This window comes from Pseudomonas sp. NFACC10-1, assembly GCF_900119195.1.
Taxonomy (GTDB): Bacteria; Pseudomonadota; Gammaproteobacteria; order Pseudomonadales; family Pseudomonadaceae; genus Aquipseudomonas; species Aquipseudomonas cerasi.
On sequence record NZ_FPJB01000007.1, the window covers coordinates 60,466 to 85,867 of the forward strand.

The 25,402-nt window shown below is 57.6% G+C and carries 16 protein-coding genes and 1 tRNA gene; 8 read left to right on the forward strand and 9 right to left on the reverse strand.

From position 1 onward, the window contains the following. Nucleotides 1-10: 10 nt before the first annotated feature. Nucleotides 11-2,308, reverse strand: coding sequence for a beta-glucosidase BglX (gene bglX, locus BT119_RS19325; protein WP_060708217.1), 2,298 nt, complete (start codon nucleotides 2,306-2,308; stop codon nucleotides 11-13). 320 nt (nucleotides 2,309-2,628) lie between these two features. On the opposite strand from bglX, the gene BT119_RS19330 reads away from it, so the two are divergent. Beyond that, entirely contained in the window at nucleotides 2,629-3,321 is a 693-nt protein-coding gene (locus tag BT119_RS19330; RefSeq protein WP_175550600.1) for a TPM domain-containing protein, read from the forward strand. Nucleotides 3,322-3,347: 26 nt separating this feature from the next. Then, the gene (locus BT119_RS19335) at nucleotides 3,348-3,965 is read left to right on the forward strand and encodes a TPM domain-containing protein (protein WP_003431360.1); all 618 of its coding nucleotides are present in this window, start codon (nucleotides 3,348-3,350) and stop codon (nucleotides 3,963-3,965) included. A 57-nt stretch (nucleotides 3,966-4,022) separates the two neighbouring features. Here BT119_RS19335 and BT119_RS19340 read toward each other — a convergent pair whose 3' ends face one another. Then, on the reverse strand, nucleotides 4,023-5,039 hold the full coding sequence (locus BT119_RS19340; RefSeq protein ID WP_060708215.1) for an alpha-xenorhabdolysin family binary toxin subunit B: 1,017 nt from the start codon (nucleotides 5,037-5,039) through the stop codon (nucleotides 4,023-4,025). Beyond that, entirely contained in the window at nucleotides 5,036-6,259 is a 1,224-nt protein-coding gene (locus BT119_RS19345) for an alpha-xenorhabdolysin family binary toxin subunit A (RefSeq protein ID WP_072366711.1), read from the reverse strand. Before BT119_RS19345 ends, BT119_RS19340 begins: the two co-directional genes overlap by 4 nt. A gap of 296 nt (nucleotides 6,260-6,555) precedes the next feature. On the opposite strand from BT119_RS19345, the gene BT119_RS19350 reads away from it, so the two are divergent. The 6 genes from BT119_RS19350 (at nucleotide 6,556) to BT119_RS19385 (ending at nucleotide 17,487) form a co-directional block, all read left to right on the forward strand. Further along, the gene (locus BT119_RS19350) at nucleotides 6,556-7,776 is read left to right on the forward strand and encodes a class I SAM-dependent methyltransferase (protein ID WP_054082092.1); all 1,221 of its coding nucleotides are present in this window, start codon (nucleotides 6,556-6,558) and stop codon (nucleotides 7,774-7,776) included. A 141-nt stretch (nucleotides 7,777-7,917) separates the two neighbouring features. Continuing rightward, a complete protein-coding gene (gene yiaY, locus BT119_RS19355) occupies nucleotides 7,918-9,066 on the forward strand; it encodes an L-threonine dehydrogenase (RefSeq protein WP_003363779.1) in 1,149 nt (382 codons plus the stop codon). A 23-nt stretch (nucleotides 9,067-9,089) separates the two neighbouring features. Next, nucleotides 9,090-9,551, forward strand: coding sequence for a GNAT family N-acetyltransferase (locus BT119_RS19360; RefSeq protein ID WP_003431350.1), 462 nt, complete (start codon nucleotides 9,090-9,092; stop codon nucleotides 9,549-9,551). 105 nt (nucleotides 9,552-9,656) lie between these two features. After that, nucleotides 9,657-10,922, forward strand: coding sequence for a pectate lyase family protein (locus tag BT119_RS19365; RefSeq protein ID WP_072366714.1), 1,266 nt, complete (start codon nucleotides 9,657-9,659; stop codon nucleotides 10,920-10,922). 111 nt (nucleotides 10,923-11,033) lie between these two features. Next, entirely contained in the window at nucleotides 11,034-14,297 is a 3,264-nt protein-coding gene (locus BT119_RS19370; protein WP_072366716.1) for a DEAD/DEAH box helicase, read from the forward strand. Nucleotides 14,298-15,132: 835 nt separating this feature from the next. After that, on the forward strand, nucleotides 15,133-17,487 hold the full coding sequence (locus BT119_RS19385; RefSeq protein ID WP_072366719.1) for a DUF4214 domain-containing protein: 2,355 nt from the start codon (nucleotides 15,133-15,135) through the stop codon (nucleotides 17,485-17,487). 360 nt (nucleotides 17,488-17,847) lie between these two features. Here BT119_RS19385 and BT119_RS19395 read toward each other — a convergent pair. From BT119_RS19395 to atzF, 6 genes are all read right to left on the reverse strand, one after another. Continuing rightward, a tRNA-Gly gene (locus BT119_RS19395) sits at nucleotides 17,848-17,921 on the reverse strand. 158 nt (nucleotides 17,922-18,079) lie between these two features. Beyond that, nucleotides 18,080-18,961 (reverse strand): alpha/beta fold hydrolase, encoded by an 882-nt coding sequence (locus BT119_RS19400; protein WP_054082094.1) that lies wholly within the window; start codon nucleotides 18,959-18,961, stop codon nucleotides 18,080-18,082. 126 nt (nucleotides 18,962-19,087) lie between these two features. Continuing rightward, nucleotides 19,088-19,780: a pseudouridine synthase gene (locus BT119_RS19405; RefSeq protein ID WP_044308880.1), complete on the reverse strand. Its 693-nt coding sequence runs from the start codon at nucleotides 19,778-19,780 to the stop codon at nucleotides 19,088-19,090. Between the two features lie 35 nt (nucleotides 19,781-19,815). Beyond that, on the reverse strand, nucleotides 19,816-20,052 hold the full coding sequence (locus BT119_RS19410; RefSeq protein ID WP_044308879.1) for a cysteine-rich CWC family protein: 237 nt from the start codon (nucleotides 20,050-20,052) through the stop codon (nucleotides 19,816-19,818). Between the two features lie 41 nt (nucleotides 20,053-20,093). Next, nucleotides 20,094-23,429 carry a dermonecrotic toxin domain-containing protein gene (locus BT119_RS19415; RefSeq protein WP_072366721.1) on the reverse strand — a complete coding sequence of 1,112 codons (3,336 nt, stop codon included), beginning with the start codon at nucleotides 23,427-23,429 and terminating at the stop codon, nucleotides 20,094-20,096. A gap of 130 nt (nucleotides 23,430-23,559) precedes the next feature. Continuing rightward, complete coding sequence (gene atzF, locus BT119_RS19420; protein WP_072366723.1) at nucleotides 23,560-25,377, reverse strand: allophanate hydrolase; 1,818 nt, start codon at nucleotides 25,375-25,377, stop codon at nucleotides 23,560-23,562. Nucleotides 25,378-25,402 lie beyond the last annotated feature (25 nt).

A 25,402-nucleotide genomic window follows, 5' to 3' on the forward strand; every position in this document is an offset into this window, starting at 1 on the left:
CGCGCAGGGTTTACAACAGATTGAAGGTCGCTTCTTTCACTGCTTGCGAGTCCAGACCGATCATGACCTTGAATTCGCCAGGTTCCGCCACGTGCTTGAGCTCGCTGTTGTAGAACTTCAGATCGTCTTCACTGAGGGTGAAGGTCACGACTTTTTCTTCTCCGGGCTCAAGCATTACCTTTTCGAAGTTCTTCAGTTCTTTTACCGGACGGCTGATCGACGCTGCCACGTCATGCAGATACAACTGCACAACGGTTGCACCGGCCACCTTGCCGGTATTCTTCACGGTCACGCTGGCAGTCACCTTGCCTTTGCGCGTCATGCTGGCGTCCGACAACTTGATGTCCGAGACGTCGAACTGGGTGTAGCTCAGGCCGTAACCGAACGGAAACAGCGGGCCATTGGGCTCCTCGAAGTAGTGCGAGGTGTAGTTGCCTGGCTTGCCTTCGTGATACGGACGGCCGGTGTTCAAGTGCGCATAGTAGACCGGCAGTTGACCGATCGAGCGTGGAAACGACATGGCCAGCTTGCCCGACGGGTTGTAGTCGCCGAATAGCACATCAGCCACTGCGTTGCCGCCTTCGGTGCCCGGGAACCAGGTTTCGAGCATGGCGTCAGCCTGTTCCTGTTCGTCGACCAGAACCAGCGGACGGCCATTCATCAGCACCAGCACCAGTGGTTTGCCAGTGGCCTTGAGCGCCTTGATCAGGTCGCGCTGTTTGCCCGGAATGTCCAGGCTGCTGCGGCTGGCCGACTCATGCGACATGCCGCGCGACTCGCCGACCACGGCAACGATCACATCGGCCTGCTCGGCGACCTTGACCGCTTCGTCGATCATTTCCTGCGCCGGGCGCGGATCGACCTCTACTTCCTTCTCGATGAAGTTCAGGTAGTTGAGGACGTGTTCGTTGTCACTGACGTTGGCACCGCGCGCATAAACCAGCTTGGCCTTGTCGCCGACCGCGTTGGCCAGCCCTTCATACACCGTCACCGACTGGTTGGGACGACCCGCTGCCGACCAGCTGCCGAGCATGTCGAGGTGACTTTGTGCCAGTCCGCCAATCACTGCGATGGTGCCTTGTTTCTTCAGCGGCAGTGTCTCGTTCTGGTTTTTCAACAGTACCAGTGTCTTGCGCGCCACATCGCGAGCTTCGGCACGGTGCAGGCGGTCATCGGAATAGGTATCGGCAGGGTCATCGGCAGCGACGCCGATGCGGCCGTAAGGCGAGGCGAACAGACCCATGTCGTACTTGGCACCCAGCACTTCACGCACGGCGTTGTCGATTTCCTTCATGGAAACTTCGCCGTCTTTCACCAGGCCAGGCAATTGCTCGCCATAGGCCGCGTCGTTCATGCTCAGGTCGACGCCCGCCTTGATCGCCAGCTTGGCGGCCTCGCGGAAATCCTTGGCCACGCCGTGGTCGATCAGTTCCTTGAGCGCACCGTGGTCGCTGATGGTCACGCCCTTGAAGCCCCAGTCCTTGCGCAACAGGTCCTGCATCAGCCATTTGTTGGAGGTCGACGGCACGCCGTTGATCGAGTTGAGTGCGACCATGATGCCGCCGGCGCCGGCATCGATGCCGGCCTTGTAGGGCGGCAGGTAGTCCTGGTACATGCGCGTCATGCTCATGTCCACGGTGTTGTAGTCGCGTCCGCCTTCTACTGCGCCATACAGGGCGAAGTGTTTGACGGCAGCCATGATGCTGTCATTGGCTGCGACGTTCTTGCCCTGGAAGGACCTGACCATCACGTCGGAAATGCGTGACACCAGGTAAGTGTCTTCACCGAAGCCTTCGGAGCTGCGGCCCCAGCGAGGGTCGCGGGAAATATCCACCATGGGGGCGAAAGTCATGTCGATGCTGTCGGCACTGGCTTCTTTGGCCGAGACCCTGGCCATCAGTGCGATGGCGTCCATGTCCCAGCTGGCGGCCATGCCCAGGCTGATCGGGAAAATCGTGCGATGACCGTGAACCACGTCGTAGGCAAAGAACATCGGAATTTTCAGACGGCTTTTGGCGACTGCGGCTTCCTGCAGCGGACGATTTTCCGAACGGGTAATGGAGTTGAACGTTCCGCCGATTCTTCCGGCGGCAATTTCCTTGAGAATTTGCGGCTGTGGCATTTCCGAACTGATACTGATGAGTCGTAACTGACCGATCTTTTCGTCCAGAGTCATTTGTTTCATGAGTTTGCCGATGAAGGCATTCTTGGCTTGAAGCGTTGTATTGTCCGTGGCGGCAGCGGTCTGGGCCATCACCGACTGACTGGCCATACCGACCAGCAAACCTAATAAACACAGCTTATTCATGAATGATTTCTCAAGGCTTTTGTCAGTAACTCGCGTTTAATGTCCGACAGCCAGTTTTTGGGTTATGGACCTTTGGCGTTATGGTTCGCACGGGATGCAAGGATAGTTGCTATCCACTTCACTGTACGAAGTCTCCCCAAGGTGTGTACGAAAATGGCGGTTTGATTGATTTTTGTACAGACCCTGTCGATCAAATAATGACCGCATCAGGTGTTGGCGGTGGATTATGCCGGGGAACTTGTGTTTTGGCTAAGACGTGTCGTTTCAATGGATTCAAAAAAACACCGGAGGTCTGGATTTTGAAGTCTGTTTCACAGTGGATGTTATACGTGGTGATGCTGTTGGGAGGGGTATTGCGTGCCGAGGCAGAGCCAGAAGCACTGGTTTTTCCGCCGATGACCGGCAGTGTGGTGGATGCTGCACAAATGCTCGACAGCCAGACTACGGTTCGTCTGGCGAGACTTCTAAGCGCCCACGAAAAGGCGACCGGGGAGCGTGTGGTGGTGGTGACCCTCGCGGATCTGCAGGGCACGAGCATCGAAGAGTTCGGCGCTCGACTCGGGGACACCTGGGGCCTGGGGCTGCACGGCAAGGATGACAGTGTTCTGCTGGTGGTCTATCGCGACAAGCGCAAGGTGTTCATGGAGGTCGGTGGAGCGCTGAAGGATCGTCTCAATGACGCCCAGGCTTCTCTGATCATCGACATGCTGATGACCCCGGAGTTTGACGACAACCGGTTTGCCGTCGGTATAGAGCGCGGTACACGTGCGATCATCGCGGCACTGGGCGGGCAGATCCCCGATTACCCCGAGCCGACAGGTCAGATGTCCGAATATGACGAGCAGACCAATGACGACCAGGTCTGGCTGATCGGTATCGTGTTGACCCTCATCGTTCTGGGGATTGTAGTCATCAGCGTCAGAAGGAGCGGCGTCACCCGCCCCTCACGTGAAAGAGCCGCTGATCGCAGTGGGGGACGTTTCGGCGGTGGCGGTGCTTCCGGTAACTGGTAGTTGATTGATTCGGGAATGAGGGAACCATGGCTTTACTGAACAAAGACGAGCAGCGGCAGGTTGCCGAAGCGATCGACCGCGTCGAACAGCGCACTGACGCCGAGCTGGTCACGGTGCTGGCCTCACGTGCCGACGACTACGCCTACATGCCGCTGATCTGGGCCGGGCTGATCGGTCTGCTGCTGCCGGGTACGGTCAATTACTGCTTTCAATGGCTGAGCGCTGACGAGTTGATGCTGGCGCAGATGAGCACGTTCATTATCGTGGCGCTGGCGTGCCGCATCCCGAAAGTATCCGCCTTGCTGGTGCCGGTCTCGGTCAGACGCTGGCGTGCCGGCAACCTCGCGCGTCGGCAGTTCCTCGAACAGAACCTGCACAAGACCCATGACGGCACCGGCATTCTGGTGTTTGTCAGCGAGGCCGAGCGTTATGTCGAAATTCTGGTCGACCATGGCATCGCCAGTCGTCTGCACGACGACACCTGGAAGGCGATGGTTGATGTGTTTACTCAGCAGGTTCGGGACGGGCAGATTCTGCAGGGATTTCTGGGTTGTATTCACGCCTGTGGCGAGTTGCTTGCCGATCACGTTCCTGTGACTCACGGCAGGAATGAGCTGCCCAATCGGCTGGTGGTGTTGGGGTAAGGCCAAAAGGCAGGTGTCGAGTTTATCGACACCTGCCTTTCTTGAAACCCGTGCGGGTCAGACGATACGCTTTACGTCGTAAAACGATTTTATGTAAGTCTGCAGTTGTTCGACCTGCTGGCTGATCAGCGTCGAAGTATCAACGGGCGACGTTATCTGATCCAGAAAATGGTAGAGCGATTGATAAACCTTTTTCGCCTCTTGTACCCAAAGCGCTTTGCTCTGCGCAACGCCTGCGAGCGCTGTCAACTCGTCGAGTTTTTCTTTGATTGCCTTTGCTTCCCGGGTAGCCGTGCGGGAATCGTCGAGCAGAGCGTTATAGCGCGACCTCAGTCGGTCGCGTTCTTCAATGAGGTCAAGGTATTTCAAGGCGCTGCTGACCTTGTCGAGTAATTTTCCGAGTCTGGCAATCCCGGCGTTGACCAACTCAAGTTCCGGCGATGTCATGTTGACCAGCTTGAGCTCCTCCGGAGTAGGCAGCATTTCCTTGAACACATCGGCAAGGTTGTATTTTTCAAATGTCGTGATCGTTGTATCAAGCAGACGTCGGTCTGCAGCGATTAAAGCCATTGCGCTTTCCAGCGTGGCTGAGCGCTGGGTTATGCTGTCGATCTGTTGCTGGAGTGTTTCCAGCAAACGATTATTTTCCAGCGTCAGGTTGATCTGCGCCATATCATCGCTGTGTCCGGCAATCGCTTGAGCGCTGCGGCGCACCACGGCGGTGAGATTCGATACCTGCCGAATGCGCTGCCCGTTCAGCTGGCTGATCGCTTGTTGTTTCTGTTTGTCGCTGAGCCTTGTGTCGGCTTCAATCAGTTGTTGTTTCTGATCGATCGACTTCAGGTATACGTTATTCAGCTGTACGGTGACAGTGGCCAGTGCCTGGCTATAGACCTTGTCTGCACTTATCAAGGCGTCCTGAAGCGGCCGCATTTTTTCTTTCATGACCGGCAGAAAGTCCAGCTTCAGCGCGGTCACGTGCGCAAGAATATTCTGGCGGGCGGTTTTCATGACTTCAGTGTCAGGCGGGGTGAGGATCAACAGCTCACCCAGGGTTTCAGTGCTCATGATTATCGTCCTATTACAATGACGGGTTGCTGTTCGCGTTTAAACTGATCCAGCGCACTATTAAATATCTTCAATAGCTCAGTCGTTTTGCCTTTTATTTCCAGCCACGGCATGACAACGCCGTGAAACTGCATGGCGAAAATCAGCAGGGCCTGATCGTCTCTGATCGCCGCCAGTTCGTTTGCGGAACTGTCTATGTAGGCGGCCAATAGGGCCCAGAGGTCTTTCAGGTGAGTGGCGCCCTTATGAGCGTCCAACATGCGAATATACATATCATCAAACAGCAGTTGCAGGCTGCGCACGGCGGCTGCCAAGGGGATTTTTTCCTTGAGTCTTTGAACTTTCTGGCTCTTGGACGCTACCATTCGATTTTTTTCCTTTCGGATTTTTTCCGCGTTGGCGCCAAAAATACCTCCGGTTATAGCGACCCCGATGGGGCCGCCGAAAACACCCCAGGCAATATTATCCAGTGTGTTTTTATACTCTTTGTTTTTCTGCTCGATTTCTCTCGTCAGCTGTTCGATATCTTGTTCCAGCTCCTTGATTTGCTGGTCCAGGTCCGAGCGCGTTGCCAGTTTTACCTTGTCATTGATGCCGGGAATGAGCTGGACGCTCAGGACGGTGCTGAACGTTTCGATGTGTTGCGCCAGCGTTTGCGCAGCGTGCTGATGGTTTTTTATTTGTGACGCGGTGTTCTTCAGAAATTCGGCCAGCGTGACACAGACCCTCTGATCAGTTTCACCCAGAGGTACCGGAGGCGTGTTGCGGACCTCTTCAATGGATAAATCGGCAACGGTCAGATCCAGCTGCCTGGCAAAATCCATCTTTTCAATGTAGTTGATGATCTGCTGACCCTGCCCCGAGAACTGTGCGGCAAACAGGTCAATGTTGGTTCCGGTGCGCTTGATGCCATTCTCGATCCCCGACCAGCTTTTGCCGTGACTGTTAATGGCCTTGTAGGTCTTCAGCATGTCTTTAGGCTCAAGCCCGGGAATGCCACTTTTGGTAAAACCCAATTGCTGTTCGACGCGAGCGAGTGACGTGGGGATATTAAGGGCGTGTCGTTCGTAACGCTTCAGGCTGAGAATGTCTTCCTTGGTTAGAACAAGGCCGGCGCTTCGGCCACCACTTTTTTCATCATCAAAGACAGCGTTCAGATACTCTAAGGGTTTCAAGGTAATCCGAGCGATGTTTTCGTTTTCCAACAGTGCTGCTTGACTCAACATAATGCACGTTCCTTGTGCGAGTTATTCCAGTAGAACAAAGGACTCTAGAAGTGTGTTCTGATTGTCTGTAATCAGCCAAGGCGACTATAAAGATGTTTGTATGCCGTGCAAGTAATGGCGCGTCGTTTTTGACAAGGATTACTTTACCGTTTATGTGCGTTTCTTCAGGGCGTGTACGACCGCGCGAACAGTATGTGTAGTCCCTGAAAAATAGGGGTGCCCATGACGCGCTGACGCGCCTAAAATGCCGGTCTGATTTTTCGAGTCCCGGACGGGACGCTTGAGGCACATTTTCAATGTCAGTCATTACCTCCACGTCACCCATCGCTGCGACTGATCATCGCGCGCAGTTCCTTGGCCTGCTGGAGACCAGTCTGTCGCAGAACTCGTTGATCAAGCTGGTCCTGGCCAAATACGTGGGCAGCGAGGCCGATCTGCAGCGCGTTATCATCAAGCCGCTGACCGTCAAGGAACAACCGTGCCTGAGCTTCGTGTATCGCTACAAGACTCGTGACATCACCAAGAATTTTTCGCTTGCTGAAGCAGTAGCTGTTATTGCCAGCCTGATCCCTGAATCGTTCAAGAACGCGCACCTGTTGTCGCTGACCGACGAGGTGCAGCTGGAATACAGCAAGAAGGGCAAGACCACGCTGTTCAAAAGCAAGGCGCAGCAGGAGCGTCAGGCCCCTTCAGCCGGACATGACCGCGAGAAGAAGCGCTACCTGGAACTGACCCGGCCGTTCCTGACCGACTTGGGTGTGACCAATCGCCAGCATGAGCTGATCCCGGCCATGTCGCGCAAGTGGAAGCAGATCAACAAGTTCATCGAAGTGTTTTCCCATGCCTTGAGCTCATCGCCACTCAAGCTCGATCAGCCGATCAAGGTCGCGGACTTTGGCTCAGGCAAGGGCTACCTGACCTTCGCCATTCACGATTACCTGTGCAATACCTTGCAGGCGCAAGGGCAAGTGACCGGCGTCGAGTTACGTGAGGACATGGTTACCTTGTGCAACAACGCTGCGGCGGGCCTTGAACATCCCGGCCTGACGTTCCAGCACGGTGATGTGCGTACTGTCGCGCCCAGCGCGCTGGATGTGATGATCGCGCTGCACGCCTGTGACATCGCGACCGATTACGCCATTCATATGGGCATTCGTTCCGGTGCCTCGATCATCATGTGCTCGCCGTGCTGCCACAAACAGATTCGTCTGCAGATCCAGAGTCCTGCCTTGTTGAAACCGATGCTGCAATACGGTCTGCACATGGGACAGCAGGCAGAGATGGTCACCGACAGCCTGCGCGCGCTGTTGCTGGAGGCATGCGGTTACGAAACCAAAGTGTTCGAGTTCATCTCGCTGGAGCACACCAACAAGAACAAGATGATCCTCGCGGTCAAGCGTGCCGAGCCGGTCGATCCGGCCCAGTTGCTGGCACGCATTCAGGAACTCAAGACGTTCTATGGCATCAGCGAGCAGTGCCTTGAAACGCTCCTTGAGGCGGACGGTTTCATCGGCTGAAACAGCCACCCTGCGCCAGCAGACCGAAGAGTCTTCGACCAACGGTCTGCCAGTGGGCTGCTTCGTTGCTCCAGGTCAATGGTTGTACCTCGCGCAAGGCGGATGCTTGAGCTATCTCCAGGCATCCCACGAGGGTCCGTCATGATCAGCACTTTTTTCATCCCCGCTGTGAACATCATCGGCACTGGCTGCATTGATGAAGCCATGCTCGCCATACGCAACTACGGATTTCGCAAGGCCCTGATCGTCACGGATGTGGGCCTCGCCAAGGCAGGAGTGGCCAGTCAGGTCGCCGGGCTGCTGGTGGAGCAGGGCATCGACTCGGTCGTGTACGACGGTGCCCGCCCCAACCCGACCATCGCCAATGTCGAGAACGGTCTTGCCTTGTTGCAGGAGCGCCAGTGCGATTTCGTCATCTCGCTGGGCGGCGGCTCGCCCCACGACTGCGCAAAAGGCATTGCCCTGTGCGCGAGCAATGGAGGGCATATCAGCGACTATGAAGGCGTCGACCGTTCGGCAAAACCGCAGTTGCCGCTGATTGCCATCAATACCACCGCCGGAACCGCAAGTGAAATGACCCGCTTCTGCATCATCACCGACGAAGCCCGGCACGTAAAAATGGCGATCATCGACCGCAACGTCACGCCGCTGCTGTCGGTGAATGACCCCGACATGATGGTCGCCATGCCCAAATCGCTGACCGCCGCCACCGGTATGGATGCTTTGACTCACGCAATCGAAGCCTATGTCTCCACGGCTGCCAACCCGATCACTGATGCCTGCGCGTTGCAGGCCATGGCGCTGATCGCCAACAATTTGCGCGACGCATTTAACAACGGGGCAAACATCACTGCTCGCGAGAACATGGCCTATGCCCAGTTCCTGGCCGGCATGGCGTTCAATAACGCCTCACTGGGTTACGTGCATGCCATGGCGCACCAGCTGGGCGGCTTTTATGATTTGCCTCACGGTGTGTGCAACGCGGTACTGCTGCCACATGTGCAGCGCTTCAACGCCAGCGTCAGCGCTGCACGCCTGACCGACGTTGCACACGCCATGGGCAGCAATATCCGTGGGCTCTCTCCGGAAGAAGGCGCCCAGGCGGCCATCGACGCCATTCGTGCATTGTCAGCTGCCGTGGAAATCCCGGCAGGCCTTGCTACGCTGGGCGTCAAGGAAGAAGACTTCCCGATGCTGGCCACCAATGCCCTGAAAGATGCCTGTGGCCTGACCAATCCGCGTCCTGCCGATCTTGAGCAGATTCAGGATATATTTCGCCAGGCACTTTAATTCTTTCTGCAAAAAGGCTCGCAATGGACATGCTTCGGCCCTACACCCTCGCAGATCGTGAGCGTTGTCTGGATATCTTCGACACCAACGTCCCACGCTACTTTGATCCAGTGGAGCGCAAGCAATTTGCCAGCTTTCTGATGGCTCCGCTGGGCCAGTACTTTGTCGCCGAGCGTGACGGCGAGGTTGTTGCCTGTGGTGGCTATCTGGTGTTGTCAGACCCGGAAGTGGCAGAGCTGACCTGGGGCATGGTCATCAGCGATCGCCACGGCAGCGGCCTTGGCAGATTTCTGACCGAGGCCCGGCTGCAGCGCATGCGGTCTTTACCGGGCGTCACCCGAGCCTTTATCGATACCAGTCAGCATGTTCAGGGGTTCTACTCGAACCTGGGCTTTGCTGTTGTTTCGGTCGATGTCGACGGGCATGGGCGCGGGATTGACAGCGTCAGGATGGAGCGAGAGGTTTTCGTGAGCGAGGGTGCCTGAACGGCGGCTGACCAGCACCATGGAAGCGGAGCAGGCCAGGCCGAAGTCCGTTTAGCATTCAGATTGTCCTCGCGATTCCCGCGAGCATGACGGGAAGCTCAACCGATGACGCCCCTGCGTTCTCTTTTGCAAAGCGGCTATCTGAAGATCGCTGCCACTCTGGTTCTGCTCCTGTCAGGAGCGCAATGCTTGCGCGCAGCAGACATACCTGATGGCTTTGCCAAGGGCGTGACCGGCGGAGGCTCCGCTGCTGCCGTGCATCCCTCCACGCTGGATGAACTTCGATCAGCGCTCTGCTCGTCTCATGACTCACACGGGGTCTGCACCGATGACACACCGCGAGTGATTGTACTGGACCGCACGTTCGACTTCCGCACGAGCGTGATTGCCAACGGCAATACAACAACCACTGAGCCTGGCTGCGTCGTGAAACCTTGCCCGCAGGGGGGTGAGCAGCTTGCACTGAGTGGTGCGAACAACTTCTGCCAATCAAGGCCGCCCGTTATGGTGACCTACGATAACGCGGGGCTGAAACCACTGAAAGTCGGCTCCAACAAGACATTGATCGGGCTTGGCGACAAGGCAGGCATTCAGGGCGCTGGGCTGTTCATTGGCGACGGCGCGCATAACGTGATCGTTCGCAACCTGACGCTTTCGGATATCAATCCACGTGTCGTATGGGGTGGCGATGCGCTGACCCTGAACAAGACTGATGGCGTCTGGATCGATCACAATACCTTCGCGCGGATCGGCAGACAGATGATTGTTACGGGCTGGGGCTCTGCGTCACACATCACCATTTCCAGCAATGAGTTCGACGGCCGAACGCCTTACTCGTCTACCTGCGATGGCCATCATTACTGGGTATGGCTGTTCCTCGGCAGTCAGGACACGCTGACGCTGTCGAGAAACTACGTACACGATACCTCCGGCAGAGCACCGCATTCAGGCGGTATGAACAATGCGCAGGTTCGTGCCCAACTGGTCAACAACGTCTTTCAGCGTATGACCTACCAAGGCGCAATCATGTCGCGGACCTCATCCTCACAGCTGCTGGTCGAGGGAAACGACTTCGAGACCGTAGCCCACCCACTGTTCAACGATACGGATCAGCCAGGTACGGCATTCGCCTTGTTCGATCCGGTTTCAGCGGCTGCAAACAACGTGTGCATGAGCGTGATCGGCAGGCCTTGTGTGGCGAATCGGCAACAGGATAGCGGCGACGACTATCGCCCGCAGGACGCTTCTGCCTTGCAGGCGTTCCGCGAGTATCGGCAGTACCTGGTGGTGCCGGTTTCGGCGCAAGAAGCCAAGGCGCGGGTGCCGGGAGAGGCGGGGGTGGGTAAGGCCAATGCCGGTCTGCTGCAATGACTTCGATGTTTGAGTTGCACTCACCTGTACCCAATCGTTTTACTATCACGCAACACCGCGCCTTGTAACACCTTAAAAGGCCCGATCAGTGAGTCAGGGGAAGTCATTTTGATGGATCAAGAAAGCATCGTCCGGTACTGGCATGCGGTCGAGTTGTTGCAACCACAATCAGCACCAAAGCTGAAAAAACGCGCTAATCGATACGAAGCGTTTATCCATGACACGTCAATTCAGCGCCCGCTGCTTCCGTGGACCCCGGAAAGTATCGTCAGTCAACAGGAGCTGCCCAAGAAGCGCATATGGAGCCACACGCTCTATGCTCATCTTTACGACAGCCGTCTCGTTGCCGAGAAGCTCGATGTGATGTACGGCGCCGATCAGGGCTACCAGGAGCCCGGGTTTCGCGAGTCAGCCGTGTTTGCGGCAAAGTTCACGATGGCGGGCCGACTTGTCGATGACAGCTTCGTGCTTTCGAGTGAAGCGTGGTTTCTCGGGCGGGTGTTGACCGGCAAGGACTGGACCAGAGGGTTCGAGACCGACCAAAAGACCGTCAGGGAGCGTGCTAACAGCCTGTTCGAAGGTGAGGTATCAAGCGCAGACTTGCGCGAACTGACTCACTGGACCCTCGAGTTCCTGGGGCTGGGGGACTTTTTTGGGGAGATGGACCGCCATCGTTTTCGCTTTCGCTCACAACCCGTCAAGCCCGACAAACCGGAGTCGGAAGACGATCCGTTGAACAGCTTTTTGCTGGACGATCTTGCCGATGTCGCCGATGCGATCTCCAGAGGGGTGAAAAGCGAACCACTGGACCAGTACCTGCGCCATCATGATCCCGAGCTTCGCCTGCATGTGGACGATAAGTCTGCATCGCTGCCGCTGATGACGCGACTGATGCCGGATGCCTACGCCAGTAGCTGTTGGCCCACCGAGCACCATTTGGGCCTGGTGCATTCCCAGCAGCTGGCGGTCAACACAATCCAGTCCACCCTTGCCGATGGTCAAGGATTGCTTGGCGTCAACGGCCCACCTGGAACGGGCAAGACGACGCTGTTGCGCGACCTTATTGCAGCGATTATCACCAGCCGCGCCGATGCGTTTGCCAAGCTACGCCGTGCTTCCGATGCATTCGCAAGCGACGGACGCGAAGCTGCCAACGACGGTGGCAGGCAGCAATATGGTTTCAAGCTCAACCCGGCACTGTATGGCTTCGAAATCGTGGTCGCTTCATCCAACAACGGTGCCGTGGAAAATGTGACACTGGAACTGCCGCAGAGAGACAAGATTGATGAAAGTTGGCTGCCAGAAGCAGAGTACTTTCCCGAACTTGGGGAGCTGGTCTCGGATAAACCTGCATGGGGACTGATTTCCGGTGCATTGGGGAGTAAGGCGCGTCGCAACAAATTCGTGGATCGTTACTTCTATGGTCAGCGCCCGTTTGGCAGCGAAGACAAGGCTGCGGCGCAGGTAGAAGACGAGACGGAGGTCGACCCTGACGAAGAAGTCGACAACATCGTGGAAGCACTCTTTTCGGCCTCCTCTGCCGAGATGGAAGACGCTGACGACAGCGAGAGCCAGAGCGAAGATGCTCCACCCGAGGAAGAGAAGGGCCCGAAGGGATTTTGGGGGTGGCTCAATGTGAGTGCCGAGGTGAATGCGGTCCGCTCTCCAGAGCAACGTCAAGCGTTGTGGCAGCAAGCAGTCTCTGACTACGAGGCGGTCAAGGCGCAAGAACGCAAAGCATGCCGTGACGCCAGTCGGATTCGTGAGTTGATCTTGGCCATCCTCGAGGCCAGGAAGAAGATTGCCGAAGACTCCGAAAAACTCAGGTCATTCGAACAGTCGCTGATTGAGGTAGCCAATGAACTCTCGCGCCTGGATAACGAGGAAGGTGGTCCCGCCAATACGGCACTGAAGAAGTGTCTTGACGCGCTTGGGATGCTCCCACCCAGACCCGGTTTCTGGTCAAATGTAGTCAGCCTGGGAAATGCTCGACGCGACTGGAATGCCGCTCGAGCACTGCTGGAAAGCCAACGTGACGTTGCCAAGGCCGAGTTCGCGCGGATCGCACGCCTTACTCAACAACTCGATATCGATAAGGTCCAGGCGGAAAGAAAAATCACTGACGTGCACCGAGTGCTTCAGGGATCGCAGCAGCAGGACCAAACGCTTACGCGCGATGCCTGGGAACTGGCAACCACTCATCAGGCTGACCATTTACTTGCTTGGTTAAAAGACAACGCTATCGGGGATGGGGATGCCATTGAACTGGCCGAACCCTGGCGCATTGAAGGCTGGCGGAAGGCACGTGCGCGGGTTTTCATCCAGGCACTGAAGCTCCACCAGACGTTCTTCGAGCTTGAGGCGTCAAGACTGCGTTCCAATTTATTCATGATCAATAGTCTGCTGACCGGTTCGCGTTTCCAAGGGTTGTCGCGCGATGCAATCCGTTCGGCGTGGGCTTCTTTGTTCATGGTCGTTCCGGTGTTGAGCAGCACCTTCGCATCATTCGCCCGTTCGTTTGGCTCGCTGGGTGCCAGTGAGATTGGCTGGTTACTCGTGGATGAGGCAGGTCAGGCCGCTCCGCAACAGGCAGTCGGCGCACTGTGGCGGTCCCGACGCGCGTTGCTGGTGGGGGACCCGCTGCAACTCAAGCCCATCGTTACCGTATCCGATGCGGTGCTGGAGCACATGCGTACACGTTACGGGGTTGATGCGCACTGGATTCCCAATCAAAAATCCGCACAGGTGCTGGCTGACGAAGCCACTCCTTGGGGACGCATGGCCGGGCCTGCCGGCGGCAAGACGTGGGTAGGATTGCCACTGGTCGTGCATCGCCGCTGCGACAAGCCTATGTATGCACTCGCCAACCGTATCGCCTACGACGGAGCAATGGTGTATGGAACGATTGCACCGCGCGCCGAGAAAGAAACCCTCGCCAGTCTGCCGACAGGGTGGATACATGTCAGTGGGTCTTCCGAAGGAAATTGGGTGCCTGCGGAAGGCCAGGTCTTACGCGACCTGCTCAAGCGGCTGCATGGCGATGGCGTAGAGGCGAAAGATATTTCGGTCATCACGCCTTTCAAGGCTGCGCAGCAAAACCTCAAGCGCATACTCCGAAGTAAGCTAGTGTCGGGCACGATCCACACGATGCAAGGCAAGGAAGCATCGATCGTCATCGTCGTATTGGGCGGCAACACTGCCGGAGCGGGTGCTCGCAACTGGGCTGTTTCAGAACCTAACCTGCTGAACGTGGCGGCGACGCGTGCCAAGCGACGCCTCTATGTGATTGGCGACAGAAACGACTGGAAGCACCGGCAATTGTTCTGTGACGTCATGGATCTGCTTCCGCTTCAGGATATCCGAGCACACCAGTAATGGGCTTTACGCATGAATGCCCCGCGCCACCAGATGCAATGCTGCAGCGTTCGCTGAGCGGAGATCAGTGGTTTGGGTGGATGTGTGAGTTTGTCTTGACCCGATTGAACGCGATAGCGAGCCGGGACAGCGATGAGAAGGACGTAGATTCCGCTCGAACGGCGGGGGAGATTGTCGCTGCGTCACGTCGCAGGAGGACTGCTTGACTATCTCGCCGTTTCTCAATGGATTTCAGTAAATCGATGGGGCATGAGAACGGTGGAGCGGGTAGAGGGAATCGAACCCTTATTGGACAGCATTATTCGAATCTGTGTATCTGTGTATCTGTGTATCTGTGTATCTGTGTATCTGTGTATCTGTGTATCTGTGTATCTGTGTAGGTATTGCCCCGGATCAGGCCGAACAACAACGTGAACAGCGGCGCCACAGCATCATCCAACCCAGCCAATTTTTTACACAGCCAGAGATGCTGCCGAGCAGGACGCAGTAAGGGGGGAGGCATAGTGACAGCCCGGCGGGCGGCCTGCCCGCCTGCCCAGCCAGAACGCTTCCTCCAGCCTCCTCCAGCTGTATTTCATCGGTTCCAGGAAACACCGCCTTAAGTCGCAAGAAAGCATGCCGACAACCTCATCAGCAATAAGTTGACGGCCTTCGACCGCGTCCTGGCGTACCTTCTCGAAGAGCAACACGATCGTCAAGATCAAGGCGGAGCAAACGCGTGAAGGTCATGACGCCAGTTTTCAAAACCGGCTCGGCGGCTTGAACTTGTCACCGATCTATACCCGATTCTTGCGTCATTGACTTGGCCAGGCATGCCTTGCCCCGGAGTTTCTACATGTGTTCAATGTGTGACGCGCTCACCCAACTTTGGGCCGAAGGAGCGACCGGCCAGGGTGCGGCCAAACAGACAGTCACCAGCCAAGCGATGCTTGAGCACCTGACGCTTGACCAGCAAGCCAACTACCTTACTGATGGCTATTGGCACGACGCTTATGGCGATTCCCAGCACCATTTTGACGTGCACGCCGGAGGGTCGCTCACTGTCAACCTGGCAAGTTTGAGCGCAAGCGCTCAGGCTGTTGCTCGATATGCGCTGCAAACCTGGACTAATGCCAGCGGCCTAAACTTTGTGGAAACCACTGCTGCCGCTGCGATCAATTTCAGCGAACAAAAAAGCGGTGCGTACAGCAACTCCAATTATGCAGGCAGCATCATCTCGAACAGCAGCGTCAACATCGCTTCCGATTGGGTGAAATACGGTTTGTATTATCAGCAAACCTACATTCATGAAATCGGCCACGCGCTGGGGTTGGGCCATGCGGGCAATTACAACGGGAGCGCGACCTTCCCCAACAATGCCTTCTATCAAGAGGACAGCTGGAAATACTCGGTGATGTCCTACTTCAGTCAGGACGAGAATACGTATTCCAACGCCTCTTTCGGCTATGTCGCTACCCCCATGCTGGCAGACATCGTAGCCATCCAGTCACTGTACGGCACCGCCGTTACCCGCACAGGTGACAATACCTACAGTTTCAACAAGACTTCCATCAACACCGGAACCGACTTCGTGCCTGGCCTGGTGGCCACGATCTATGATTCGGGCGGCAACGACACGATCAACGTCAGCACCTATGTCGGTGCTCAGACAGTCGATCTGAGAAGTGAAGCTTTTTCCAGCCTATACGGCGGTCTATCGAATATTGCAATCGCGCGCGGTACGGTTATCGAGAACGCCATAACTGGTGCGGGCGCAGATACGCTGATAGGCAACGCCAGTGACAACTTTCTAAATGCAAACGCGGGCAATGACCAGTTGCAAGGCGGCGATGGCAATGATCGGCTGATGGGGGGGGCGGGTTCGGACGTGCTCAATGGTGGCAACGGCATCGACACCGCCTTGTATACCGAGGCAGGTGCTCGCTACTTTGCAACCTACGATGCTGCGCTGGTGAGGAATGCCACCCTCAGCGTTCATGATGCGCAAACGTCCGACGTGGACACACTTTCAAGCGTCGAAAAGCTGGCTTTCAGCGACCGCAATGCCAATCTTGACGAACTGCTCATGGCTTTTCGCAGCCGGTATGGCGCCTTCAACGCCGATAGTGACGCCACTGTTTCGTTGAGTTTTAGCATGGATATTCATCACATCGCGCTCACCGAGGATCAGGCTGACGTTGCCAGGCTCTACTCACTGTTCGGTCGGACGCCCGATTATCAGGGTTTGAATCACTGGCTGACGCAGCAGGCGATGGGCAGTTCGGATGTAGAGATTCGCGATGCCTTTCTGAATTCCACTGAAGCGATGCAGCACTACAGCGGGCTTGGTGATCGGGACTTTGTCCTTGATCTCTATCAGACCGTATTGCATCGCACAGGCGAAGAATCCGGTGTGTCGTTCTGGAGTACTCTGCTGCAGGCGGGTGGGAGTCGAGCAACGGTCGCTGATGGCTTCCTGAATTCGCGCGAGAGCCGTGACCTCTCGGAAGGCGAGACGGGGTTCATCAGGATTGTGGCTCATAACGCCTGGAACAATCTGGATGTGGTGGTGGGCAAGGGCGTGGCCACCGGCACGGCTGGTGATGATCAGATCAGTGAGCAGGAAGTCAGCCTTGACAGCAATGCGGTTTCGCATCTGGCCGGCAAGGCCGGTATAGACACCTTTATTTTCAACGACGCTGCATCCTCCTACACGATCAGCGCGCTCGATACCGACACTCTATCAGTCAGTCGTTCCACGGGAGCTGCGGCGAAATTCGAACTGAGTGGCTTCAATGTGCTCGATTTCGCAGATCGCGAACTGTTCGTTCTCGACTCGGCGCAGGCAAGCATTGGTCGTCTGTATACCATTTTGGGTCGTGCTCCCGATATCGAAGGCCTGAAGTCCTGGCTGTCCCAGGGCGCCGCAGGCGAAACCGGTGCCCAGGTTGCGGGTGGTTTTGTGCAATCTGTCGAATTTTCCCAAAGCCTGCCCGACGCCAGCAATGCAGTCTTTGTCGAAAAGCTGTATCACAATGTCCTGGGCAGAGGCAGCGACGCTGGCGGCCTTGCCCATTGGGTCCACTCGCTGGACGTAGGCACAAGCCGTGGACAGGTCGCATTCAATATCGCCAACTCCGCGGAGTCTGCTGCACTGACTCAAGGCGATGCCGGCTTCATTCACTTGGTAGGGCATGCTGACTGGGTTTGACTTCGCGATGCCTGCAAACCTTCCGTACGCGGGGATTGCAGACCACTTGGGGATTTCTCTCTCCGCTTCTAAACGCGTCGGGCTGAGCGAGGCATTGGAGAAGGAGATTTCGTCGATTGAGTTGTACCCTGACGTTGTCCGGGCGATCGTTGAGCTTCAAAACTCAGACATCCTGGCAGGGGGGTATTGAGTGATCGAAGGGGACGCGCGGGTCAGACAGGACGCCGTCTCGAGGGAGTCGACGGTGCATCAAATTTTGGGGATTCCGGAAGAACTAATGGTGGGGCGGCGAGAAGGTATTGATTGCCTTAGGCGCTAGGGCGAAATTGCTTGGGATGCCCGTAATCATTGGCTGAAAGATGGAGCGGGTAGAGGGAATCGAACCCTCAACTAAAGCTTGGGAAGCTTTCGTTTTACCACTAAACTATACCCGCTCTGATAGCTGCTCTGAGCGGCTGACTTTGTACCAGAACCCTGCCCTGATTTGAAGCGCTAATTTCACTGCGCAGCGCTTTGCCTCCTGATACTCACCCCGAAAACCAACCGCCAGATGATACTGCTGCGCAGCTGACGGTGGCTTCGTGTGCGGTTTTCAGAAGGTCAGGGACGGGTAGTCCTGAGCGCGGTTATGGGCGTTGCGTGGCGTCTGTGCCGGTTGCAGAAAATTCATCAGCACCTGTTTCGAGTCACGGCAGGCGGCCTTGTGTTCCATGTCCAGGAAGTGGCCGGTAGCGTCGATGGTGCTGAAGCAGCAGTCGCGCAGGTATCTGGAGAAGTGGGCGGCGTCGTTTGCGCAGGTGTATTCGTCCAGGGCTCCGTTGATGAACAGCACGGGGACGGTGATGTTCTTGCCTGCGGTCAGGTAATTGTCCGGGTCGAGCTCCAGGACTTGGCTGAAGTGGTAATGCATCTGGTCATACTCGTGAGCATCCAGGCTGCTGATATGACGGAAATTGAAGCGCTTGAACAACGCAGGCAGATGCTTGCCGACGGTGTTGTTGATCAAGTGGCCCATGTCATAACGGCTATGCGCGCCCAGGTGCGTGATGCCGTGACACAGGTAGTCATGCATCTTCTCGTTGATCACTGGGGAGAACGAACTGATTACCGCGCTTTCGATGCGTTTTGGCCGATGCGCCAGGGCAACCAGCGTGGCCGCGCCGCCCCATGAGAACGACAGCACGTGCTCGGCGTTGAAGTGATCGATCAGCTCCAGCAACAACTGGCCTTCTTCTTCCCGGGTCAGTGGCGCACCATGCAGGTTGTGCGGTTTGGATTTGCCTGAATAGGGCTGGTCGTAAAGCACCACGTTGAAGGTCGGGTAGAGGTTGCGGACGGTCTGGGTAAATGAAGCGGTGGTGGCCAATGAGCCGTTGACCAGAATGATGGTCTTGGCGGCGGCATCGGTGCGATAGAGTTCGGTATAAACCCGAAACTGTCCTTGTATGTCGAGCACTGCTTTTTCTGGCGACATAGGTGTCACTCCTGGCGTAGACAGGTATGCGTACCTATGACGTTGCACAAGTTTCGTGACAGACAGGCGATAGTCGATCAAAAGCCTGTGCCGATCCGACTAGCGTTTGTCAGGCGGCCATGACGTTCAAAACAGGTCGATTTCCCCGACGTTAAGCGCGCGGTAGCTGCCGGGGGGCAGGTCGTGGTCCAGCGCCAGCGCGCCGATGTTTTCCCGATGCAGGCGCAACACTTTGTTGTCGAAGTGGCCGAACATTCGTTTCACCTGATGATAGCGGCCTTCGACAATGCTCAGGCGCGCACTGCGCGGCCCCAACAAGGTCAATTGCGCCGGCTGTGTGGTGATGTTCTCGAATGCGAAATACAGGCCTTCGGCAAACTTCGCGGCGTAGCGCTCGTCGATCGGTTGCTCGGTCTCGACGTAATACACCTTGGGCATTTTGGTCTGTGGCTGAGTCAGTCGTCGCGACCATTGACCATCGTTGGTTATCAGCATCAGGCCGGTGGTGTTGAAGTCAAGCCGTCCGGCGATGTGCAGTTCGTGCTTGTCAGGCTCGTCCAGCAAGTCGAGCACGGTCGGATGCTGCGCATCGCTCGTCGCGCTGACACAGCCTTCGGGTTTGTGCAGCATGAAGTAGCGGGCAGCTTTGCCTGCCTGGAGGATTTCTTCGTCAAGCGCCACACAACTGAATTCGCGTACTTCGTGATGCGGGTCGCGGGTTGCCTGGCCGTCTACCTGCACTCGTCCGCTGGCCAGCGCCAGGCGCACTTGTTGACGATTGAAGCGTGGCAGGTTGCTGAGGAAACGATCAAGGCGCATGGCGATAACAGCGAGCGGAGTATGGGGTGCGCATCTTACTCTGTGGCCCGGCGTGCCTGTGGACCTGGCGCTGCATCTTCGATCCCGGCGCAGCGCGGGCACAGACAGGCCTTGTCGCGAAGGTTATCCGGCAGCGCTGCCAGCAATGCAGGGTCGATGCTTTGCGAAAAGCACCAGCAGGGCTGGTCCACGGTACGCGGATCGGCCAGGCTGCATTGGTTGCTGAAGCCGCACAAGGGGCACAGCGCGGTGTCAGGGGGGGCCGTTGTCATGTCGGAGGTAAATGCCGTGCTGGATGATCGGGGTGTTTGGTTCAGGCCATATTAGCAATCACCGAGCTCGCTGTCGGGGCATGATAGACGGGTGAACGGTTCATCAGCGCCGATATCGCCGCACACCGGCAGTGCACCAGCAATATTCTGTCGTAATGGATGCCTTGAATGGATAGGCTTTCGAACAGGTCGGCCAGCGATGGTGGGGGCATGCCAAAGCGATTGCGTACTGTCAGAACATCCATCGGCGTCGGCGGCAACCAGCCGCGCAAGGGCGACGCCCGCGAGTTGCCCACCACGCTTGCGATCTCGTCATAACTCTCGCTGGTCGCCGTCTGAAACTTGGACAGGCTGTAGTTCTTCAGTCTGCCGGGCAGCGAAGTGCCTGCTATCAGCTTGTTGGTGAGAAGCAGGGGTTCAAGCGGCGTGGGCTGCATCACGCTGTGCACTGCCGTGTTGGAACGTGCGAATGGCCGGGCATCCTTGTTGACGACCCGATGCAGTTTCGGGTCCACCAGTTCGTAGCCATGCGGCGCGTAGGTGCGAATCTCGGTGCCATTGGGGATCTTCACGGTTCGGGACCACGGCGTGTAGTACCCGTGGCTGCTGACCACCAGAGTGCGCGCCTGACCTCTGTCCGACGTCCATAAAAGGAACCTTCTACCCAGCTTCCAGGCATGGACCTGCAACAGGTTTGACGAGACGGCAGTGCTGACAGTCCAGCGTTTGAGCAGGGCGTCGGTGTGAAAGAACTTCTCCAGCCGGGTCTGGCGCGGTGTGACAAACTGCCTGCGCAACGGTCGTGTGCCGAACGCCCGGTCGAGCGTAATCGCTACGGTTTGGGAACTGCTCACGGCAGGTTTTACGATTCGGCTCAGTGAGCGCAGCATTCTTGGCGTGTGCGGAGCCAGTTGCAGCAAGCCCAGCGTTAGCGTGGCCAGCAGCGCCTGGTTTTTCTCTGCGTAACGGCTGCCCGGCAGATGCGTTGCGGTAATAGCCAGCGAGGTGATGCCAATCTCTGTCGCCAGGGAGGCGACAAGCGCAGGTGTCAGCAACAATGACATCGGCACCAGCAGCCGCTGTAATTGCTGAAGCCGGTCGGTCCAGTCCGCCAGTGTTACCTGCGTCGACGTGACGATCTGATCCTCTGCGTCATCCAGTGCGTTCTGCTTGAGCAGTTGGTGCAGAAAAGCGAATGGCGTGTCTTCCAGCCTTTTTTCACACAACGACTGGCTCATGGCCTGGCGCGTGTCAGGGTTGTAAAGCGCATCGGTCCAGGGGCGAAGGATGGAAACGGGCGGGTTGGGCACGTGTGTCCCGGCCCATAATTTGAGCAGGTAGTCCAGGCGCTGGTGATGGCGGCGGGGAACATAGCGCATGACCGTCTCACGCCATTCTGGATTGGCTGCTGCCCGGTTCAGATGCAGCTTCAGCGTCGTGTCATCTGCAAACTCGATGAACGCATCGGCATGTCCTGCCTGATAAAGCACGTTCGGCAAGCCAGGCTGCTCAAGTACCAGCAGGCCGGTGTATTGCTCCTGCATGCCGTCGGTCAACGCGCCTTGAACGAAAAAACCGAGTGACCGCCATTGATCGGGCGCAGCCGGCGCAAGGGTTTCCACGAGCAGATCGAAGGTGCCGCGCGTGAGGCTGCCGCGCTTCAGGCTGATCAGCGCCTGGCTGATGAACGTGGTTCTGAACGCCTGTTCTATGGGGGCTCTCTGCTGATCCCAGAAGTCGTGGATGCGCTGAGTCATCCAGGTCAGAAAGTCGAAAGCTCTGATGTAGTCCTCGATCGCCTGCGGGCTGATCTCCAGTACCTGACCCTGCTCACTGTCGCCCTGTCCGGTGGGGTCGAAAAAGACCACGGTACCGCCGCCGTGATCGTTGTAGCCAGCAGGATGATCGACTCGATAATTGCTCATCAGCGCCTCGCTCAGGCTGATCGGCCTCGGGTCGGGCGTGTGCACATACGTAGGCGGCAACCGGGGGTTGCCTAAGGGGTTGCTCGAATAGCCAGGTTGATAAGCAATGAACACCTGCTCGGGGTTGAGCGTCAGCGCGTGGTTTTCCTGCAGATAGTTCGCCATGACCTGGCCGGCCATTTTCGACGCAACCGGGATCTGCTCCAAAATGCTCGGCTGTGTCTGCCACAGGTCGGCTGCACCTGCCAGCGCCAGGCCGCGAGCGACTGGCCTGAGCAGGTCGAGCGTGCTGCGCGTGTGGCTGTCGGCAAGAAGCCCGGCGAACGAAGCCTGGGTCAGTGCGCTGAACAGGTCGCCTTCGATCAGTGGCGCCTCGACAACGATGCCGGCGTGCTGCTCAAGCGAAAGAAATACCTGGCCGTAGAGCCCTGAGGCGTTCATGGCCGTCAACAGCCGCTTGCTCATCTGGCGTGGATCATCGCTGATGTATTCGATGACGTTGCCCTTGGCACCCAGAATGTGAATGAAACAGTGCGACGTGGTTTTCGAGCTGATCTGAAATATCCCCGGCACCTGTTTGCCATTCAGCGTCAGGACCCGGACCTCGGATTTTTCACCTCGTCCGCTCATGCTGATCGTGTCGGTATCGACGGGAGACCGGTCAAGTCCCATGGCGTCCCGCGCCAGCCAATAACCGTCCCGGCTGATGTGCCTGTGGTTGAGCTGCCGAGCCAGGTTGTCAAGGAACGCCAGCCGCGACAAGGTGCGCCAGGTCGCCTCGTGGCGGGCTCTGAACGCCTCCAGTACGGCGTTGTAATTGCGTTTGAGCGGCAGCTCGCCGATCAGCTTGAACATTCGCGCCGTGGTCAGCGCTGGCGTGTCTTCGCACAGTGAAAAGTCGGCAAGGGGGCTACGAGACAGCGCCTGGAAATGCGCGGGGTCGAAGCTGGCCAGCGCTACATCGGTCAGCGACAGGCTGACGCTGTAATGCTCGTGTCCATTGTCGTCCACAGCAGGTCGGTCATCATCGCTGAAGGTGATTTGCAGTACGTCCGGGTCGAGTGCCTTGCCGCTCTGCTGCCTGAGCAGCGTGGTCAGGTGCTGGCGAACGTAATCCTGTCGGGTCGGTGGAAAGTCCATGTCCAGTTGGCAGGCTTTCAGGAGCAATGTCGAGTCGGCAATCAGCCGGAAACCTGCGCTGCTACGCATGGCTCTGAGTTGACGTTCGATGTGTGGCGCGGCGTCTTCCGGCTCGCTTTCTTCGGCTATCGCAGGCAACGGCGTCGGTTCGGGCGCTGAAAAGCCGTCCGGCAGGATAAACGGCGCCGACGCGTTCAACGTGTCGTGCCTGCTATTGCTGTGCTCGGGGCGCAGAATGCTGGTTTGTTCCAGCAGCAAAGAGGACGGGTGAAACAGTGTGTCCTGACGAAGCGGACTCCAGATGGGATTCATGACGTGCGGTCAAAATGAATGAATGCCCATTATTTCGGGAAGCGCGACGTGGAAGGTCATAACTATGTAGTGCGACTGCTCATCGCGTTGAAAGAGCGAGGCGGCACGTCTGAGCATGCCGCCTTTATGCTTAATGCTGTTGCTGCACGTGCGCGCGCCAGCCACCGAGAGGGCTGATGTCGCGGGCACCCTCCAGACCATAGGCTTCGCAGATGAAACCGGTCTCCCAGCGACCGTCGGCCAATTGCACTTTGCCCAGCCCGAGCGGTGCCGGAATGCCGGTCAGAAACGACCCCAACTCGATACTTGGCAACTCCCAGACCTCCACGTCGATGGCTACGCCGTGTTCGGCCACCCGCACCATGCCAGGCCGGAAGGGCGGACCACCGGCCAGCGCATACAACCGATAGTCGGCCGAGCTTTGCGTGGTTTCCAGCAGGCGGGCCCCGCGTTGCCTGAGCTGCCAGTTCAAGGCCAGCCCGTCCAGATGGGCACCGCAGACCACCAGCCGCGCCATATCGTTGCGCGCAGTGGTCTGCGGCACAGTCAGCCGAGGTGATTCGCCGCCAATCAAGGGCAGGGCGGTTTGCCGCTGCAAGGCGTCGGCCAGACTGAGCAGGTACTGATCGGTGAATGCCCGTCCGAACAACGTCACGCCCCACGGCAGACCGTTGCCCATGAAAGCGCTGGGCACGGCGACGGCGGCGTAATCGAGCAGGTTGACGAAGTTCGTGTAGTAACCCAGCTCCGAATTGCGCAACACCGGCTCGGCCGCCAGCTCTGCCAATGTCACCGGGCGGCCGATGCTTGGCGTCACCACGCACTCCAGCCTTTCAAGTGCCCGATCGCACGCTGCCTTGAGCACTTGCAGGCGGTATTGCGCGCGAAACGTATCGACTCCACTGACCTGGGGAGCCTTGGCCAGCACGTCGCGGATCACCGGCAATACCGCGTCAGGGTGTTCTTCCATTAACTGCCCGGCGACGCTGTAGCGTTCGGCCACCCACGGCCCCTCGTACAACAACCGCGCCGCTTCGAGAAACGGTGACAGGTCCACCGTGACCGCTTCGCCACCCAGCGCGGTAAGGTGGTCGATGGCAGCGTTGAACAGCCTCGGCCCTTCGGTACAGCCGAAGAACTGCAGGTCCTCGGCGCGGGGTACTCCGAAGCGAAACGGGCGAGGTGCGCCAAAAGCCGAGGCGTCGTTCCACAGCGGGTTGCGACGACTGTACTCGTCGCGCGGATCAAATGTGGCGATCAGCGCCAATAGCTCGCTGGCTTCCCGTGCTGTGGCGGTGAAGGTCGAGACACAATCCTGCGTGCGGCATGCGGGCACCACGCCTGCCGTGGAAATCAGCCCCTTGCTGGCTTTCATCCCCACCAGGTTGTTCAGGGCCGCAGGCACCCGGCCCGAGCCCGCCGTATCGGTGCCCAGCGAGAAACTGCTGACGCCCAGCGCCACGGCCAGCGACGAGCCGGCGCTCGAGCCGCCGGACGGGTACTCGTTCAACACGCTGTTAGGACAGGCGCCATAGGGCGAGCGGCTGCCGTTCAAGCCCGTGGCGAACTGGTCCAGATTGGTCTTGCCCATGGGCACTGCGCCCAGCGCGATCAGTTGCGTGACGACGCTTGCCGAGTGTTCGGGTGAGTAGGCATAGTCCGGGCAGGCCGCGGTGGTTGGAATGGCCGCCAGATCAATATTGTCCTTGATCGCGAAGGGCACGCCGAACAGCGGCAGGTCGCTGGGATCACGATCGTCCAGCGCGGCCAGGTAAGGCTCGAGTTCAGCTGCGCTGAGCAGGTGGATGAACAGGTGATAATCGCTGTTCAGCCGTGCGGCCTTTTCGCGCAGCGCCAGGATCAGCTGGCGCGGTGATATCCGGCCGGACTGGTAGGCCGCGCGGACGGTGTCCAGGCGCAGGTCATTGAGCAGTGCTGTGTCGTTCATGACGGGATTCCCTCGAAAGTAAAAA

What these genes read in the sequence shown, in the direction of transcription:
- bglX (WP_060708217.1), bottom strand. Translation starts at nt 2,308, where the DNA reads ATGAATAAGCTGTGTTTATTAGGTTTGCTGGTCGGTATGGCCAGTCAG.
- BT119_RS19330 (WP_175550600.1), top strand. Translation starts at nt 2,629, where the DNA reads ATGTTATACGTGGTGATGCTGTTGGGAGGGGTATTGCGTGCCGAGGCA.
- BT119_RS19335 (WP_003431360.1), top strand. Translation starts at nt 3,348, where the DNA reads ATGGCTTTACTGAACAAAGACGAGCAGCGGCAGGTTGCCGAAGCGATC.
- BT119_RS19345 (WP_072366711.1), bottom strand. Translation starts at nt 6,259, where the DNA reads ATGTTGAGTCAAGCAGCACTGTTGGAAAACGAAAACATCGCTCGGATT.
- BT119_RS19350 (WP_054082092.1), top strand. Translation starts at nt 6,556, where the DNA reads ATGTCAGTCATTACCTCCACGTCACCCATCGCTGCGACTGATCATCGC.
- yiaY (WP_003363779.1), top strand. Translation starts at nt 7,918, where the DNA reads ATGATCAGCACTTTTTTCATCCCCGCTGTGAACATCATCGGCACTGGC.
- BT119_RS19360 (WP_003431350.1), top strand. Translation starts at nt 9,090, where the DNA reads ATGGACATGCTTCGGCCCTACACCCTCGCAGATCGTGAGCGTTGTCTG.
- BT119_RS19365 (WP_072366714.1), top strand. Translation starts at nt 9,657, where the DNA reads ATGACGCCCCTGCGTTCTCTTTTGCAAAGCGGCTATCTGAAGATCGCT.
- BT119_RS19370 (WP_072366716.1), top strand. Translation starts at nt 11,034, where the DNA reads ATGGATCAAGAAAGCATCGTCCGGTACTGGCATGCGGTCGAGTTGTTG.
- BT119_RS19385 (WP_072366719.1), top strand. Translation starts at nt 15,133, where the DNA reads ATGTGTTCAATGTGTGACGCGCTCACCCAACTTTGGGCCGAAGGAGCG.
- BT119_RS19400 (WP_054082094.1), bottom strand. Translation starts at nt 18,961, where the DNA reads ATGTCGCCAGAAAAAGCAGTGCTCGACATACAAGGACAGTTTCGGGTT.
- BT119_RS19405 (WP_044308880.1), bottom strand. Translation starts at nt 19,780, where the DNA reads ATGCGCCTTGATCGTTTCCTCAGCAACCTGCCACGCTTCAATCGTCAA.
- BT119_RS19410 (WP_044308879.1), bottom strand. Translation starts at nt 20,052, where the DNA reads ATGACAACGGCCCCCCCTGACACCGCGCTGTGCCCCTTGTGCGGCTTC.
- BT119_RS19415 (WP_072366721.1), bottom strand. Translation starts at nt 23,429, where the DNA reads ATGAATCCCATCTGGAGTCCGCTTCGTCAGGACACACTGTTTCACCCG.
- atzF (WP_072366723.1), bottom strand. Translation starts at nt 25,377, where the DNA reads ATGAACGACACAGCACTGCTCAATGACCTGCGCCTGGACACCGTCCGC.